The 15,661-nt window shown below is 64.1% G+C and carries 16 protein-coding genes; 13 read left to right on the top strand and 3 right to left on the bottom strand.

The window, feature by feature from the left end; all coding sequences use genetic code 11:
• Positions 1 to 55: 55 nt before the first annotated feature.
• Together GEV38_RS07350 and GEV38_RS07345 are read right to left on the bottom strand one after the other, a co-directional pair.
• Positions 56 to 1,204, bottom strand: coding sequence for a patatin-like phospholipase family protein (locus GEV38_RS07350; protein ID WP_013971426.1), 1,149 nt, complete (start codon positions 1,202 to 1,204; stop codon positions 56 to 58).
• Between the two features lie 149 nt (positions 1,205 to 1,353).
• Positions 1,354 to 2,289 carry a lipid A biosynthesis lauroyl acyltransferase gene (locus tag GEV38_RS07345; RefSeq protein ID WP_054573876.1) on the bottom strand — a complete coding sequence of 312 codons (936 nt, stop codon included), beginning with the start codon at positions 2,287 to 2,289 and terminating at the stop codon, positions 1,354 to 1,356.
• Positions 2,290 to 2,400: 111 nt separating this feature from the next.
• Between GEV38_RS07345 and minC the strand changes: the two genes are divergently transcribed.
• From minC to GEV38_RS07310, 7 genes are all read left to right on the top strand, one after another.
• Positions 2,401 to 3,159: a septum site-determining protein MinC gene (gene minC / locus GEV38_RS07340; protein WP_023660587.1), complete on the top strand. Its 759-nt coding sequence runs from the start codon at positions 2,401 to 2,403 to the stop codon at positions 3,157 to 3,159.
• A gap of 101 nt (positions 3,160 to 3,260) precedes the next feature.
• Positions 3,261 to 4,073 carry a septum site-determining protein MinD gene (gene minD / locus GEV38_RS07335; RefSeq protein ID WP_013971423.1) on the top strand — a complete coding sequence of 271 codons (813 nt, stop codon included), beginning with the start codon at positions 3,261 to 3,263 and terminating at the stop codon, positions 4,071 to 4,073.
• 3 nt (positions 4,074 to 4,076) lie between these two features.
• Positions 4,077 to 4,331: a cell division topological specificity factor MinE gene (gene minE / locus GEV38_RS07330; protein ID WP_003252572.1), complete on the top strand. Its 255-nt coding sequence runs from the start codon at positions 4,077 to 4,079 to the stop codon at positions 4,329 to 4,331.
• A gap of 156 nt (positions 4,332 to 4,487) precedes the next feature.
• Complete coding sequence (locus GEV38_RS07325) at positions 4,488 to 5,123, top strand: RluA family pseudouridine synthase (protein WP_011532730.1); 636 nt, start codon at positions 4,488 to 4,490, stop codon at positions 5,121 to 5,123.
• 169 nt (positions 5,124 to 5,292) lie between these two features.
• A complete protein-coding gene (locus GEV38_RS07320; RefSeq protein WP_015269280.1) occupies positions 5,293 to 6,582 on the top strand; it encodes a M18 family aminopeptidase in 1,290 nt (429 codons plus the stop codon).
• A 196-nt stretch (positions 6,583 to 6,778) separates the two neighbouring features.
• Complete coding sequence (locus GEV38_RS07315; RefSeq protein WP_003260099.1) at positions 6,779 to 6,946, top strand: hypothetical protein; 168 nt, start codon at positions 6,779 to 6,781, stop codon at positions 6,944 to 6,946.
• Positions 6,947 to 6,990: 44 nt separating this feature from the next.
• On the top strand, positions 6,991 to 9,147 hold the full coding sequence (locus GEV38_RS07310; RefSeq protein ID WP_015269279.1) for a mechanosensitive ion channel family protein: 2,157 nt from the start codon (positions 6,991 to 6,993) through the stop codon (positions 9,145 to 9,147).
• 112 nt (positions 9,148 to 9,259) lie between these two features.
• Here GEV38_RS07310 and phnR read toward each other — a convergent pair whose 3' ends face one another.
• Positions 9,260 to 9,973, bottom strand: coding sequence for a phosphonate utilization transcriptional regulator PhnR (gene phnR, locus GEV38_RS07305; protein WP_054573875.1), 714 nt, complete (start codon positions 9,971 to 9,973; stop codon positions 9,260 to 9,262).
• A gap of 315 nt (positions 9,974 to 10,288) precedes the next feature.
• Between phnR and GEV38_RS07300 the strand changes: the two genes are divergently transcribed.
• From GEV38_RS07300 to GEV38_RS07275, 6 genes are all read left to right on the top strand, one after another.
• Positions 10,289 to 11,353, top strand: coding sequence for an ABC transporter substrate-binding protein (locus tag GEV38_RS07300; RefSeq protein WP_024086428.1), 1,065 nt, complete (start codon positions 10,289 to 10,291; stop codon positions 11,351 to 11,353).
• A gap of 146 nt (positions 11,354 to 11,499) precedes the next feature.
• Positions 11,500 to 12,306, top strand: a complete 807-nt coding sequence (locus GEV38_RS07295; RefSeq protein ID WP_013971416.1) for an alkaline phosphatase family protein — start codon at positions 11,500 to 11,502, stop codon at positions 12,304 to 12,306.
• On the top strand, positions 12,303 to 13,154 hold the full coding sequence (locus GEV38_RS07290) for an ABC transporter permease subunit (RefSeq protein WP_039614575.1): 852 nt from the start codon (positions 12,303 to 12,305) through the stop codon (positions 13,152 to 13,154). Before GEV38_RS07295 ends, GEV38_RS07290 begins: the two co-directional genes overlap by 4 nt.
• Positions 13,144 to 13,938: an ABC transporter permease gene (locus GEV38_RS07285; protein ID WP_013971414.1), complete on the top strand. Its 795-nt coding sequence runs from the start codon at positions 13,144 to 13,146 to the stop codon at positions 13,936 to 13,938. The genes GEV38_RS07290 and GEV38_RS07285 overlap by 11 nt, the downstream gene beginning before the upstream one ends.
• A 1-nt stretch (position 13,939) precedes the next feature.
• The gene (locus GEV38_RS07280; RefSeq protein WP_015269275.1) at positions 13,940 to 14,929 is read left to right on the top strand and encodes an ABC transporter ATP-binding protein; all 990 of its coding nucleotides are present in this window, start codon (positions 13,940 to 13,942) and stop codon (positions 14,927 to 14,929) included.
• Positions 14,930 to 14,943: 14 nt separating this feature from the next.
• Positions 14,944 to 15,597: an HAD family phosphatase gene (locus GEV38_RS07275; RefSeq protein ID WP_015269274.1), complete on the top strand. Its 654-nt coding sequence runs from the start codon at positions 14,944 to 14,946 to the stop codon at positions 15,595 to 15,597.
• Positions 15,598 to 15,661 lie beyond the last annotated feature (64 nt).

Here is a 15,661-nt window from a genome sequence, read left to right as displayed (position 1 = left end):
ACGCGCTACCCTGTAGGAGCAGCCTTGTGCTGCGAAGAGGCCGGCACAAGCAATATCAAATCCCCAGGAACTGACAAAGCTCCCGTTTCTTGGCCAAGGCATCCTTTCGCCCCAGCTCTATCAGCTCGCTGCAGTAACTGGCCTCGAACAGCAAATAGCTCAACACCCCCGCCCCGCTCGTACGCGTCGCCCCCGGCCCACGCAGGAACATGCGCAACGCCGCCGGCAACTCGCGCCGATGTCGCGCGGCAATCTCGTCCAGCGGCTGGCTGGGCGCCACCACCAGCACATCGATCGGCGCCAGGCCCAGGCGCCGGGCGTCCAGGTGCGCCGGCAACAGGTGGCTCAGGTGGTTGAGGCGCTGCAGCAGCTCGATGTCGTCTTCCAGGCTGTCAATGAACGTACTGTTGAGCATATGCCCGCCGATCTGCGCCAGGCTCGGCTGCTGCCCGCTGAACACCCGCTGGGTCGGCAGCGGTGGCGCCGGCCGCTGCGGGTTACCGCTGACACCAACCACCAGTACCCGGCTGGCGCCCAGGTGCAGGGCCGGGCTGATCGGTGCCGACTGGCGCACCGCACCATCGCCGAAATATTCATCACCCAGCCGCACCGGGGCGAACAGCAACGGGATGGCCGCGCTGGCCAGAAGATGATCGATGGTCAATGGCGTGGGCATGCCGATACGGCGATGGCGCAGCCAGGCTTCGATGGTGCCGCGGCCCTGGTAGAAGGTCACCGCCTGGCCGGACTCGTAGCCAAACGCGGTCACCGCGACGGCGCGCAGTTGCTCGGCGGCCAGGGAGTGGGCGATACCGTCCAGGTTCAGGTGCGCCTGCAGCAAGCCGCGCAATGGGCTGCTGTCCAGGAGCGCCACTGGCGCCGGGCCACCCACGCCCAGCAGGTTGTGGGCGACGAAGCGGCTGGCCTGGCGGACCACACCGGGCCAGTCGCTGCGGATGACCAGGTGGCTGCGGAAGTTCTGCCAGAAGGCGGTGAGCCGTTGTACGGCGTCGCTGAAATGGGTGGCGCCGCTGGCCAGGGTGACGGCATTGATGGCCCCGGCGGAGGTGCCCACGATGACCGGGAACGGGTTGTGCGCGCCGGCGGGCAGCAACTCGGCAATGCCGGCCAGCACGCCCACCTGGTAGGCGGCGCGGGCGCCGCCGCCAGAAAGGATAAGACCGGTTACCGGGGGTGGGGCCATAGGAGTCCTTCCTGGGGTTGATGTGCTGTCAGTGCCGGCCCTTTCGCGGGTGAACCCGCTCCCACAGGTTCTTCACCGGCCTTGAAGGCTGTGCAATACCTGTGGGAGCGGGTTCACCCGCGAAAGGGCCGGCACAGGCAAAACAAAATTCAGCGCTTTTTCTTGTCATACAGCCGCGGCTCCCCTTCGGGTCGCGACTTGAACCGGCGATGCGCCCACAGGTACTGCTCGGGGCATTCGCGCAACACGCTTTCCACCCACTGGTTGATTCGCAGGCAGTCAGCCTCTTCGCTCTCCCCGGGGAAATCCGCCAGCGGCGGGTGGATCACCAGGCGATAGCCGCTGCCATCCTCCAGGCGCTTCTGGGTGAACGGTATCACTTGCGCCTTGCCCAACCGGGCAAACTTGGTGGTAGCGGTCACCGTCGCCGCCGGGATGCCGAACAGCGGCACGAACAGGCTCTGCTTGGCGCCGTAGTCCTGGTCGGGTGCGTACCAGATCGCCCGGCCCGAACGCAGCAGCTTGAGCATGCCGCGCACGTCCTCGCGCTCCACCGCCAGCGAGTCGAGGTTATGCCGCTCGCGGCCGCTGCGCTGGATGAAGTCGAACAGCGGGTTGCCGTGCTCGCGGTACATGCCATCGATGGTGTGATGCTGGCCCAGCAGTGCGGCGCCGATCTCCAGGGTGGTGAAGTGCACCGCCATCAGAATGGCCCCCTGCCCCGCCTGCTGGGCGGCCTGCAGGTGCTCCAGCCCCTCGACATGGGCCAGGCGCGCCAGCCGGGCCTTGGGCCACCACCAGCTCATGGCCATTTCGAAGAAGGCGATACCGGTGGAGGCGAAGTTGGCCTTGAGCAGGCGCTGCCGTTCGTCGACCGACAGCTCCGGGAAGCACAGTTCCAGGTTGCGCGCGGCAATGCGCCGCCGCTCACCGGCAAAGCGGTACATCACCGCTCCCAGCGCGGCACCGACTTTCAACAGGACCCGGTACGGCAACTGGACCACCAGCCACAGCAGGCCCAGGCCCAGCCACAGGCCCCAGAAACGTGGGTGAAGGAAATAGGGACGAAAACGCGGGCGTTCCATTGAAGCTTCCGGAAAGACAAAGGCCGCGCATTCTACAACGGATCAGCGCATGTTGCGGGCAACCGGTCTTATCGTTATAAGTCAGGGCACTTTTTTCGCAACAAGCCGTCTATGCAGACCATGAGCCCAAACCACACACCCGACACCGCCTCCGTGTTCCAGCTCAAGGGCAGCATGCTCGCCATTACAGTGCTGGAGCTGGCGCGCAATGACCTTGAAGCCCTCGACCGCCAACTGGCGGCCAAAGTCGCCCAGGCACCGAACTTCTTCAGCAACACGCCACTGGTGCTGGCGCTGGACAAGCTGCCGGCCGACGAGGGGGCAATCGACCTGCCCGGCTTGATGCGGATCTGCCGCCACCACGGCCTGCGTACCCTGGCCATCCGTGCCAACCGCATCGAGGACATCGCCGCCGCCATTGCCATCGACCTGCCGGTGCTACCGCCATCCGGCGCGCGCGAGCGGCCGCTGGAGCCCGAACCCGAGGTGAAGAAGCCAGAGCCAGCCCCTGTCCCGCCACCAATCCTCGAACCCGAGGTGCGCCCGACCCGCATCATCACTGCGCCAGTACGTGGCGGCCAGCAGATCTACGCCCAGGGCGGTGACCTGGTGGTGACCGCTTCGGTCAGCCCGGGGGCGGAACTTCTGGCCGATGGCAACATCCATGTGTACGGCGCCATGCGCGGCCGCGCCCTGGCCGGCATCAAAGGCAATACCAAGGCACGTATCTTCTGTCAGCAGATGACCGCCGAAATGGTCTCCATCGCCGGCCAGTACAAGGTCTGCGAGGACCTGCGCCGCGACCCGCTGTGGGGTACCGGCGTGCAAGTCAGCCTGTCTGGCGACGTGTTGAACATCACCCGTCTTTAACGGATACTTGCCAGCATTTTTAGTGCAACTTTTCTTACCGTTGCCATTTATTTGTATTTTTGCAGGGACGTGTGTCCCGATTATTTTAGGGGTGAAACACCTTGGCCAAGATTATCGTGGTTACTTCCGGCAAGGGGGGTGTGGGCAAGACCACTACCAGCGCCGCCATTGGTACCGGCCTCGCACTGCGTGGCCACAAGACCGTCATCGTCGACTTCGACGTGGGCCTGCGTAACCTCGACCTGATCATGGGCTGCGAACGCCGCGTGGTGTACGACTTCGTCAACGTGGTCAACGGCGAAGCCAACCTGCAACAGGCCCTGATCAAGGACAAGCGCCTCGAGAACCTGTACGTGCTGGCCGCCAGCCAGACCCGTGACAAGGACGCGCTGACCCAGGAAGGCGTGGAAAAGGTCCTGATGGAGCTGAAGAAAGACTTCGACTTCGTCATCTGCGACTCGCCGGCCGGTATCGAGAAAGGCGCCCACCTGGCCATGTACTTTGCCGACGAAGCCGTCGTGGTCACCAACCCCGAGGTATCCTCGGTACGAGACTCCGACCGCATGCTGGGCATCCTGTCGAGCAAGTCGCGCCGCTCCGAGAACGGCGAAGAGCCGATCAAGGAACACCTGCTGATCACCCGCTACCACCCGGAGCGCGTGGAAAAGGGCGAAATGCTGAGCATCGCCGACGTCGAAGAGATCCTGGCGATCAAGCTCAAGGGTGTGATCCCCGAGAGCCAGGCAGTGCTCAAGGCTTCCAACCAGGGTATCCCGGTCATCCTCGACGACCAGAGCGATGCCGGCCAGGCCTATAGCGATACCGTCGACCGTCTGCTGGGCAAAGAAAAGCCCCTGCGGTTCATCGAAGTGCCGAAGCAAGGATTCTTCGCGCGCCTGTTTGGAGGCAAGTAAACCATGAACCTTTTTGACTTCTTTCGTGGCAGACAGAAACAGACCAGCGCGTCGGTAGCGAAAGAGCGTCTACAGATCATCGTGGCGCACGAGCGCGGCCAACGCAGCGAACCGGACTACCTGCCAGCGCTGCAGAAAGAACTGCTGGAAGTGATCCGCAAATATGTGAACATCGGCAACGATGATGTGCATATCGAGCTGGAAAACCAGGGTAGCTGCTCGATTCTGGAGCTGAACATCACCTTGCCGGATCGCTGATTTCGCGACCAGGCCTGGATCATTGGGGCTGCTTTGCAGCCCATCGCCGGCAAGCCAGCTCCCACAGGGTTCGCGCTGTACCTGTGGGAGCTGGCTTGCCGGCGATGGGCCGCAAAGCGGCCCCAGTGTTTTCCCCGATATAACCGAGACCAAGCAATGCCGCTGTCCAACATCCAGATCCTGCACGAAGACGCCGCCATCCTGGTGATCAACAAACCGACCCTGCTGCTGTCGGTACCCGGCCGCGCCGAGGACAACAAGGACTGCCTGATCACTCGCCTGCAGGAAAACGGCTACCCCGACGCGCTGATCGTGCACCGCCTGGACTGGGAAACTTCCGGCATCATCCTGCTGGCCCGGGATGCCGACAGCCATCGTGAGCTGTCGCGCCAGTTCCACGACCGCGAAACCGAAAAGGCCTACACCGCGCTGTGCTGGGGCCAGCCGGCGCTGGACAGCGGCAGCATCGACCTGCCGCTGCGCTACGACCCGCCGACCAAGCCACGGCATGTGGTGGACCACGAGCAGGGCAAGCATGCGCTGACCTTCTGGCGCATCGTCGAGCGCTGCGGTGATTACTGCCGGGTAGAGCTGACACCGATTACCGGGCGTTCGCACCAGTTGCGCGTGCACATGCTGTCGATCGGGCACCCGCTGCTGGGCGACCGGCTGTATGCCAACCCCGAAGCACTGGCTGCCCATGAGCGGTTGTGCCTGCATGCCTCGATGCTGAGCTTTACCCACCCGGTGTCCGGGGAGCGGTTGAAGTTCGAGTGCCCTGCGCCTTTCTGATTTGTGAGTGGCTGTACCGGCCTCTTCGCGGCTGAAGCCGCTCCCACAGGGACCGCACAGCTGTCAAGTTTTTTGCGATCCCTGTGGGAGCGGGCGAGCCCGCGAAGAGGCAGACACAATTTGTCGACCTAATACGCTAAACTCGCGCCACTGCTGTCTGGAGTGAGCTATGCGCGACGCACTGAATTCTGGCCTTATCGACTTCCTCAAGGCCTCCCCCACGCCCTTCCATGCCACCGCCAGCCTGGCCCAGCGCCTGGAAGCTGCCGGCTACCAGCGCCTGGACGAGCGCGACAGCTGGGCCACGGTACCTGGCGGCCGCTACTACGTCACCCGTAACGACTCGTCGATCATCGCCATCAAGCTGGGCAAGCAGGCACCGTTGCTGAACGGTATCCGCATGGTCGGCGCCCACACCGACAGCCCGTGCCTGCGGGTCAAGCCGCAGCCCGAGCTGCAGCGCCAGGGCTTCCTGCAGCTGGGCGTCGAAGTGTATGGCGGCGCCCTGCTGGCGCCATGGTTCGACCGCGACCTGTCGCTGGCCGGCCGGGTCACATATCGCCGTGACGGCAAGGTCGAAAGCCAGCTGATCGACTTCAAGCTGCCGATCGCAGTCATCCCCAACCTGGCAATCCATCTCAACCGCACCGCCAACGAAGGCTGGACCATCAACGCGCAGAACGAGCTGCCGCCGATCCTGGCCCAGGTGGCGGGTGACGAGCGCATCGACTTCCGCGCCCTGCTCACCGAGCAACTGGCCCGCGAGCACGAGCTGATCGCCGACGTGGTGCTGGATTACGAGCTGAGCTTCTACGACACCCAAAACGCCGCGCTGGTCGGCCTGAACGGCGACTTCATCGCCGGCGCGCGCCTGGACAACCTGTTGTCGTGCTATGCCGGCCTGCAGGCACTGCTGGCCGCCGACAGCGACGAGACCTGCGTACTGGTGTGCAACGACCATGAAGAAGTCGGCAGCTGCTCGGCCTGTGGCGCCGACGGGCCGATGCTGGAGCAGACCCTGCAACGCCTGCTGCCGGATGGCGACGCCTACGTGCGCACCATCCAGCGCTCGCTGATGGTGTCGGCCGACAACGCCCACGGCGTGCACCCCAACTACGCCGACAAGCACGACGGCAACCACGGGCCCAAGCTCAACGCCGGGCCGGTAATCAAGGTGAACAACAACCAGCGCTACGCTACCAACAGCGAAACCGCCGGGTTCTTCCGTCACCTGTGCATGGCCGAGGAAGTGCCGGTGCAGAGCTTCGTGGTACGCAGCGACATGGGCTGTGGTTCGACCATCGGGCCGATTGCCGCCAGCCACCTGGGCGTGCGTACGGTGGATATCGGCTTGCCGACCTTTGCCATGCATTCGATTCGCGAACTGTGCGGCAGCCATGACCTGGCGCACCTGGTGAAGGTGCTGAGCGCGTTCTACCGTTGCCGCGAGTTGCCTTGATGCTTTGATGTAGCCAGGCCCGGCCTCTTCGCGGGCTCGCCCGCTCCCACAGGATCATCACAGCATTCAAGGACTGTGCAGTACCTGTGGGAGCGGGCATGCCCGCGAAGAGGCCGGGCCTGCTCAAGGTCAATCCCGCTTCGTCTACCACCCGCTATGCTTGTTACATGGCCCCACTGCAAAAGGATTGCTGTCCATGTCCCCGTTCCTGTCCCTGTTCGTGCCGGTGTTTCTGTTCCTGTTGCTGCTGACCATCGGTTTCAGCCTGCGCGAGCGCAATATCGGCGTTGTGATGATGTGGGTCGGCACACTGGGTATCTTCGGCCTCACCTGCTGGAAAATCCTGGAGCAACTGCCGTCGTGAACCTCTACACTCGGTCAATCGTTTGACCTGAGGTAGTTTTGCCAGTGCCTGCTCTCCTGCGTTGCCTGTTCCTGCTGCTGTTCCTGTTTGTCACCCCGTTACAGGCTGCGGGCCTGCCAGGCCTGCTGGGTGGCAGCGCGCCCGCGCAGCCAGAAGCCAGCGAACCGCTGGGCAAGTCGCTGGACGAGGTGATCAAGAACCTGGAAAACGACCAGCAGCGGGCCAAACTCCTGGCCGACCTGAAAAAGCTGCGCGACGCCACCAGGCAATCGCAACCCACCGTCGAACAGGGCGTGCTCGGCCTGATCGGCGGCGCCCTGCATGACTTCGAAAAGCAGTTCAGCGGCGATGCCAGCCCGTTCCATCGCTGGGCCGCGGAAATCGAACAGGCCCAGGCCGAACTGACCGAGTTGATGGTGCCGGTGCACCAGTGGCCGGCCATTCTGTTTGGCTTTGCCGCCGTCATCGCCGTCTGGAGCGTGCTGGCCTACGCCTTCAACTGGGTCGGGCATCGGGTACGCCTGCGTTTTGGCCTGAGCGAGGAACTGCCGCAGCACCCGCGCACCTGGGACCTGGTGCGCTTTGCCCTGCGCAAGCTGGGCCCGTGGCTGGTGGCGCTGGTGTTCACCGTTTACCTGAGCTTCGTGCTGCCGCCGTCGCTGGGCAAGTCACTGGCCATGGTGCTGGCCTACGCACTGGTGGTCGGCACCTGTTTCTCGGCCATCTGCGTGATTGCCTTCTCGCTGCTCGACGGCCCCCACCGCCACCGCGCCCTGTACATCCTGCGCCACCAGGCCTTCCGCCCGCTGTGGCTGATCGGCAGTTTCGCCGCGTTTGGCGAAGCGATGAGCGACCCGCGCCTGATGGTCGCCCTCGGTACCCACCTGGCCCACGCCCTGGCCACCCTGGCCAACGTGATCGCGGCGCTGTGCACCGGGCTGTTCATCCTGCGCTTCCGTCGCCCGATCGCCCACCTGATCCGCAACCAGCCGCTGTCACGGCGCCTGACCCGGCGCACCCTCAGTGACACCATCGAGATCCTCGGCAGCTTCTGGTTCGTGCCGGCACTGATCCTGGTGGCGATTTCGCTGTTCGCTACCTTTATCTCGGCCGGCGACACCAGCACCGCCCTGCGCCAGTCGCTGATGTGCACGGTGCTGGTGGTGGTGTGCATGGTGCTCAACGGCCTGGTGCGCCGCCACGCCGCCAACCCCAAGCGCGCCAGCAAGCGCCAGGCGGTGTACGCCGAACGCCTGCGCAACTTCGGCTACCTGCTGGTGCACCTGTTCATCTGGCTGGTGTTCATCGAACTGGGGCTGCGTGTGTGGGGCCTGTCGATGATCAGCTTCGCCGAAGGCGACGGTCACGACATAAGCGTGCGCCTGCTGGGCCTGGCCGGCACGCTGATCGTCGCCTGGCTGGTGTGGATCCTTGCCGACACCGCCGTGCACCACGCCCTGGTGCGCTCGCGCCGGGGCCTGGCCAACGCCCGCGCGCAAACCATGATGCCGTTGATCCGCAACGTGATGTTCGTGGTCATCTTCATCATCGCGGTGATCGTCGCCCTGGCCAACATGGGCATGAACGTCACCCCGCTGCTGGCGGGTGCCGGTGTGATCGGCCTGGCCATCGGCTTTGGTGCCCAGTCGCTGGTGGCCGACCTGATCACCGGCTTGTTCATCATCATCGAGGACTCGCTGGCCATCGACGACTACGTGGATGTGGGCGGCCACCTGGGCACGGTGGAGGGGCTGACCATCCGTACCGTGCGCCTGCGTGACATCGACGGCATCGTGCATACCATCCCGTTCAGCGAGATCAAGAGCATCAAGAACTACTCGCGCGAGTTCGGCTACGCGATCTTCCGCGTGGCGATCCCGCACAGCATGAACATCGACCAGGCCATCACGCTGATTCGCGAAGTGGGGCAGAAGCTGCGCAACGACCCGCTGATGCGCCGCAACATCTGGTCGCCGCTGGAGCTGCAGGGGGTGGAGAGCTTCGAGTCGGGGTCGGCGATCTTGCGGGCGCGGTTCAAGACTGCGCCTATCAAGCAGTGGGAGGTTTCGCGGGCGTTCAACCTGGCGTTGAAGCGGCAGTTGGATGAGGCGGGGCTGGACCTGGCGACGCCGCGATTGTCGGTGCAGGTGGTCACGGCGGCTGGTGGCACGATGGCGGATGGCAACGCCGTATCGAACTAGGGCCGCTTCGCGCCCCATCGCGACACAAGGCCGCTCCTACAGGAGTACGCGTTTCCCTGTAGGAGCGGCCTTGTGTCGCGATGGGCTGCAAAGCAGCCCCAAAAAACCATGGTCAACCCGCCTGGGCGCGGATGCGGATGGCATCATGCCGCCAATACTCCAGGTCGCAGTCGATCAGGTGCCCATGCTGGTCACTGTTGACCCGGGTGATATGCAACCCGGGGCTTCCCGCCGACACCTTCAAGGCACTGGCCGCCTCCACCGGCAACGCCGTCGGCAAGATCTCGAAGCACACCTGCCCATACTGGATACCGTACACCCGCCCATAAATCTCGGTCAGCGACTGGGCCAGGTCCTGTTCGAGAATCTCCGGGAAGTACCGGGGGTTGAGGTAGTGCTCGGCATACAGCACCGCCCGCCCATCGATCCGCCGCAACCGGCAGATACGTACCACGCTGGACAACGCCGGCAGTTGCAAGCGCGCACAGATGGCCGCCGACGCCGGCTGCAGCCGAGCCGACAAGAGTTCGGTACTGGGCACCCGCCCCTGGTCGCGGACCATGGCATGGAAGTGGCTGCGCTCGATCAGGTCGTAGGTCAGCCGCTCGGGCGCGACGAACCAGCCGCGACGCTCTTCGCGGTAGATCAGCCCCTGGGCTTCCAGCTGCACCAGCGCCTCACGCAGGGTAATGCGCGTGGTATCGAACACCTCGCTGAGCTTGCGCTCGGCCGGCAGCTTGCCGCCCGGCGCCAGCAGGCCGTGCTCTATCTGTTCCTGCAGGGCGTGACAGATGGCTGTTACCGCACGCGGTGGCATCGGCTGCATCAAAGGTTACCTATCTGGACTAGTCCAGCCCCAGAACAGGGCACTTGGAGAATAGTGCAAGCCTAGGCAGGGCTGATGAACATCCTGTGACAAGGCTTTGGCCAAACACTGCCAGAAACGCGCCAAGCCAGCAGAACCGGGGCGGTTCCGTGGTCTACGCTGTAGCTTCAGGGCCTTCACCGGCCCTTCCCTACATCAAACTGTCACGCAAGCAGCCTACCTTGGCTCAAGGTTTGCTGACCTAGACCAACGGTCACCAGACAACGGCTTCACTCATAACAACCATCGCTAAAGGCACCCACCAAGGAGCTTCGGATGAAAAAGTTGTTCATGGCGTCACTGCTCGGTTCGGCCATCGCCCTGTGTACCACGGCCATGGCCGCCGATACCGACCTCAAGGCCCTGGAAGACGCCGCCCGCAAGGAAGGCAACGTCAACAGCGTGGGCATGCCCGATGCCTGGGCCAACTGGAAAGGCACCTGGGAAGACCTGGCCAGCAAGTACGGCCTGAAGCACAGCGACACCGACATGAGCTCGGCCCAGGAAATCGCCAAGTTCGAAGCCGAGAAGGACAACGCCAGCGCCGACATCGGCGACGTGGGTGCCGCCTTCGGCCCGATCGCCGTGAGCAAGGGCGTGAGCCAGCCGTACAAGCCGAGCACCTGGGACCAGGTGCCGACGTGGGCCAAGGACAAGGACGGCCACTGGGCGCTGGCCTATACCGGCACCATCGCCTTCATCATCAACAAGGACCTGGTCAAGGAAGGCGAGCGGCCAACGACCTGGCACGACCTGGAAAAAGGCAAGTACAAGGTTGCCATCGGTGACGTCGGCACCGCAGCCCAGGCCGCCAACGGCGTGCTGGCAGCGGCTATCGCCTACAAGGGTGACGAGACCAACCTGGCACCGGGCCTGCAACTGTTCACCAAGCTGGCCCAGCAGAAGCGCCTGTCGCTGGCAAACCCGACCATCCAGACCCTGGAGAAGGGCGAGGTGGAAGTGGGCGTGGTGTGGGACTTCAACGGCCTGAGCTACCGTGAACAGATCGACCCCAAGCGTTTCGAAGTGCTGATCCCGTCGGATGGCTCGGTGATCTCCGGCTATACCACCATCATCAACAAGTACGCCAAGCACCCGAATGCGGCCAAGCTGACACGTGAATACATCTTCAGCGATGCCGGGCAGATCAACCTGGCCAAAGGGCATGCGCGGCCGATCCGTGCCGAGCACCTGAAGCTGCCGGACGATGTGCAGGCCAAGTTGCTGCCCAACGAACAGTACAAGGCTGCGCAGCCGATCAAGAATGCCGAAGCCTGGGAGGCGAGCTCGAAGAAACTGCCGCAGATGTGGCAGGAGCAGGTGATCATCGAGATGGAGTAAGGGGCTAGCTTTTGTAGCGCCTGATCCGGCCCTTTCGCGGGCATGCCCGCTCCCACAGGTACAGCACAAGCCTGAAAGGCAGTGATCAACCTGTGGGAGCGGGCGAGCCCGCGAAGAAGCCAACGCGGTTTATGACTGGAGCCACCATGCAACACAACGTCATCCTGGTCCTGCTCGACGGCCTCAACTACCAGGTCGCGCATCACGCCATGGGCCACCTGCACGCCTACGTCGAGGCCGACCGTGCCGCGCTGTACCGCGTGGAATGCGAACTGCCGTCGCTGTCGCGGCCGCTGTACGAGTGCATCCTCACCGGTGTACCGCCGATCGACAGCGGCATCGTGCACAACAATGTCAACCGCCTGTCCAACCAGCGCAGCGTGTTCCACTACGCCCGCGAGGCCAACCTGGGCACTGCGGCTGCGGCCTATCACTGGATGAGCGAGCTGTACAACCGCTCGCCATTCGACCCGCAGCGCGACCGCCATACCCACGCACCGAAGCTGCCGATCCAGCACGGGCTGTTCTACTGGGACGACCGTTACCCCGATTCGCACCTGCTGGCCGATGGCGAATACCTGCGCCGCCGCCACGCCCCCAATTTCCTGCTGGTGCACCCGATGAGCATCGACGATGTCGGCCACCACCACGGTCTGGACAGCAGCCAGTACCGCAACGCCGCACGCAGCGCCGACATCCTGCTGGCAGACTACCTGCCAGGCTGGCTCGAAGAGGGCTACCAGGTACTGGTTACCGCCGACCACGGCATGAACAACGACCGCTCGCACAATGGCCTGCTGACCGAGGAGCGCGAAGTGCCGCTGTTCGTCTTCGGCGATGCCTTCAGCCTCGATCCTGCGGCCAAACCGCTGCAGACCGAGTTGTGCGGGACCATCTGCGAGCTGCTCGGCGCGCCGCATGACAAGACCGTCTGCCGGGAGCTGCTGAAGTGACCACACCCAAGAGCAGCAACACCCGTGGCCGCTACCTGGCCCTGCTCTGCCTGCTACCGTTCGCCGTGTTCTTCGTCATCTTTCAGATCGCCCCGCTGGCCTGGGTGGCGATCAACAGCCTGCAATCGGAAGCGGGTTGGGGCGTGGACAACTTCAGCAAGGTATTCGCCTCGAAGTTCTACCTGCAGGCCCTGCAACGCAGCCTGGAAATCAGCTTCTGGTCAAGCCTGTTCGGCATCGTCATCGCCACCCTGGGCGCCTACTCGCTGCGCCAGGTGGACTCGAAGCTGCGCGACTTCGTCAGCGCCTTCGCCAACATGACCAGCAATTTCGCCGGGGTGCCGCTGGCCTTCGCCTTCATCATCCTGCTCGGTTTCAACGGCGCGCTGACCTTGCTGCTGAAGCAGGTCGGCCTGCTGGAGGACTTCAGCATCTATTCCAAGAGCGGGCTGATCCTGGTGTACACCTACTTCCAGATCCCGCTTGGCGTGTTGCTGCTGTACCCCGCGTTCGACGCACTGCGCGAAGACTGGCGCGAGTCGGCCGCACTGCTGGGGGCCAGCCACTGGCAATTCTGGCGGCACATCGGCCTGCCGGTGCTGACCCCGGCACTGCTGGGCACTTTCGTCATCCTGTTGGCCAACGCCCTCGGTGCCTACGCCACCGTGTACGCGCTGACAACCGGCAACTTCAACGTACTGCCGATCCGCATCGCCGGCCTGGTGGCCGGTGACATCAGCCTCGATCCCAACCTGGCCAGCGCCCTGGCGATGGTACTGGTGGGGCTGATGACGCTGGTCACGGTGGTGCACCAATGGCTGCTGAAAAGGAGCTACCATGCGCGCTGACGCCCGTTCCGGCGGCTGGTACCACCGCGCCGTGGTCTACCTGCTGTTCCTCATCCTGCTGCTGCCGCTGGCCGGCACCCTGCTCTACTCGCTGGCCACCAGCTGGTCGGCCAGCCTGCTGCCCAGCGGCCTGACCTTCAAGTGGTACATCGCGCTGTGGAGTGAGCCGCGCTTCCTGGCCGCCTTCGGCCAGTCGCTGCTGGTGTGCGTGGGCGCGCTGCTGCTGTCGGTGGTACTGATCCTGCCGCTGCTGTTCGTGGTGCACTACCACTTCCCGAGGCTCGATGCGCTGATGAACATCCTCATCCTGCTGCCGTTCGCGGTGCCGCCGGTGGTGTCGTCGGTGGGGCTGCTGCAGCTGTATGGCAGCGGGCCCATGGCCATGGTCGGTACACCGTGGATCCTGATCGGCTGCTATTTCACCATCGCCTTGCCGTTCATGTACCGGGCCATTACCAACAACCTGCAGGCGATCAACCTGCGCGACCTGATGGACGCCGCCCAGCTGCTGGGCGCCAGCACCTGGCAGGCGGCGCTGCTGGTGGTGCTGCCGAACCTGCGCAAGGGCCTGATGGTGGCACTGCTACTGTCGTTCTCGTTCCTGTTCGGCGAGTTCGTGTTCGCCAACCTGCTGGTCGGCACCCGCTACGAGACCCTGCAGGTGTACCTGAACAACATGCGCAACAGCAGCGGCCACTTCAACAGCGCGCTGGTGATCTCGTACTTCGCCTTCGTGCTGGTACTGACCTGGGTCGCCAACCGCCTGAACAAGGACAAGACCTGACATGAGCTTCGTCAGCGTACAGAAACTGCAAAAAAGCTACGCCGGCAGCCCGGTGTTCGAGAACATCGACTGCCATATCGAACGCGGTGAGTTCGTCACCCTGCTTGGCCCGTCCGGTTGCGGCAAGTCCACGCTGCTGCGCTGCATCGCCGGGCTGACCCCGGTGGACAGCGGGCAGATCCTGCTCGACGGCCATGACATCGTACCGCTGAGCCCGCAAAAGCGTGGCATCGGCATGGTGTTTCAAAGCTACGCGCTGTTCCCCAACATGACCGTGGAGCAGAACGTCGCCTTCGGCTTGCGCATGCAGAAGGTCAAGGCCGACGAAAGCCAGGCCCGGGTGCGCGAGGCGCTGGAACTGGTGGAACTGGGCAACTTCGCCGGGCGCTACCCGCACCAGTTGTCCGGCGGCCAGTGCCAGCGCGTTGCCCTGGCCCGCTCGCTGGTCACCCGCCCGCGCCTGCTGCTGCTCGACGAACCGTTGTCAGCGCTGGATGCGCGCATCCGCAAGCACCTGCGCGAGCAGATCCGCGCCATCCAGCGCGAGCTGGGGCTGACCACCATCTTCGTCACCCACGACCAGGAAGAGGCGCTGACCATGTCCGACCGCATCTTCCTGATGAACCAGGGGCGCATCGTCCAGAGCGGCGATGCCGAAACCCTGTACACCGCGCCGGTGGACCTGTTTGCCGCCGGCTTCATCGGCAACTACAACCTGCTCGACGCCGACAGCGCCAGCCGCCTGCTGCAGCGCCCGGTGACCAGCCGCCTGGCGATTCGCCCCGAGTCGATCACCCTGGGCAACAACGGTGAACTGGACGCCGAAGTGCGCAGCCACAGCCTGCTGGGCAACGTGATCCGCTACCGGGTGCGGGTGCGCGAGGTGGAACTGGTGGTCGACGTACTCAACCGCTCACCGTCCGACCTGCACGCGGACGGGCAACGGGTAAGCTTGTCGATCGACCCCACGGCGCTACGGGAAGTGGCCTAAGGAGAATCAACACCATGGCACTGGCAATTTTCGATCTGGACGAAACCCTGATCCACGGCGACTGCGCCTCACTGTGGAGCGAGCAGATGGCCCGGCTGGGCTGGGTCGACGGCAAAGCCTTCCTGCGCCGCGACCATGAGTTGATGGAAGCCTATGGCAAGGGCCACCTGCGGATGGAGGACTACATGGCCTTCAGCCTGGAGCCGATTGCCGGGCGCACCCTGGAAGAGGTCGAGCACCTGGTAGCACCGTGGGTCGAAGAGGTGATCGAGCCAATCATCTACGGCGACGCCTGCCGCTGCATTGCCGAGCACCGCAAGCGCGGGGATCGCATCCTGATCATTTCGGCGTCGGGTACGCACCTGGTCGGGCCGATTGCGGCGCGGCTGGGGGTGGACGAATACCTGGCGATCGAACTGGAGGCGGTGAACGGGGTTTATACCGGCAAGACCCACGGGGTGCTGACCTATCGCGAAGGGAAGATCACGCGGTTGCTGGAATGGCTGGACCAGGAGCAGGAGAACCTGGAAGGGGCGACTTTCTATTCCGACTCGCGCAACGATTTGCCGCTGTTGCTGAAGGTGGATCATCCGCATGTGGTGAACCCGGATGCGGTGTTGCGGGAGCATGCCGAGATCAATGGCTGGCCGATTCTGAGCTGGACTTGAGGGCCATGGGGGCGCTTTGCGCCCCTTTCGCGACACAAGGCCGCTCCTACAGGAAATCGCTTTC

The organism is Pseudomonas sp. 13159349 (genome assembly GCF_013305685.1).
Classification (GTDB): domain Bacteria; phylum Pseudomonadota; class Gammaproteobacteria; order Pseudomonadales; family Pseudomonadaceae; genus Aquipseudomonas; species Aquipseudomonas asiatica.
The sequence above is the reverse complement of the archived record's forward strand: the minus strand, read 5'-3'. Positions and strand labels throughout refer to the sequence as shown.

Bases quoted from the DNA above. Each gene is read 5' to 3' on its own strand.
- GEV38_RS07350 (WP_013971426.1), bottom strand. From the start codon at position 1,204: ATGGCCCCACCCCCGGTAACCGGTCTTATCCTTTCTGGCGGCGGCGCC.
- GEV38_RS07345 (WP_054573876.1), bottom strand. From the start codon at position 2,289: ATGGAACGCCCGCGTTTTCGTCCCTATTTCCTTCACCCACGTTTCTGG.
- minC (WP_023660587.1), top strand. From the start codon at position 2,401: ATGCAGACCATGAGCCCAAACCACACACCCGACACCGCCTCCGTGTTC.
- minE (WP_003252572.1), top strand. From the start codon at position 4,077: ATGAACCTTTTTGACTTCTTTCGTGGCAGACAGAAACAGACCAGCGCG.
- GEV38_RS07325 (WP_011532730.1), top strand. From the start codon at position 4,488: ATGCCGCTGTCCAACATCCAGATCCTGCACGAAGACGCCGCCATCCTG.
- GEV38_RS07320 (WP_015269280.1), top strand. From the start codon at position 5,293: ATGCGCGACGCACTGAATTCTGGCCTTATCGACTTCCTCAAGGCCTCC.
- GEV38_RS07315 (WP_003260099.1), top strand. From the start codon at position 6,779: ATGTCCCCGTTCCTGTCCCTGTTCGTGCCGGTGTTTCTGTTCCTGTTG.
- phnR (WP_054573875.1), bottom strand. From the start codon at position 9,973: ATGCAGCCGATGCCACCGCGTGCGGTAACAGCCATCTGTCACGCCCTG.
- GEV38_RS07300 (WP_024086428.1), top strand. From the start codon at position 10,289: ATGAAAAAGTTGTTCATGGCGTCACTGCTCGGTTCGGCCATCGCCCTG.
- GEV38_RS07295 (WP_013971416.1), top strand. From the start codon at position 11,500: ATGCAACACAACGTCATCCTGGTCCTGCTCGACGGCCTCAACTACCAG.
- GEV38_RS07285 (WP_013971414.1), top strand. From the start codon at position 13,144: ATGCGCGCTGACGCCCGTTCCGGCGGCTGGTACCACCGCGCCGTGGTC.
- GEV38_RS07280 (WP_015269275.1), top strand. From the start codon at position 13,940: ATGAGCTTCGTCAGCGTACAGAAACTGCAAAAAAGCTACGCCGGCAGC.
- GEV38_RS07275 (WP_015269274.1), top strand. From the start codon at position 14,944: ATGGCACTGGCAATTTTCGATCTGGACGAAACCCTGATCCACGGCGAC.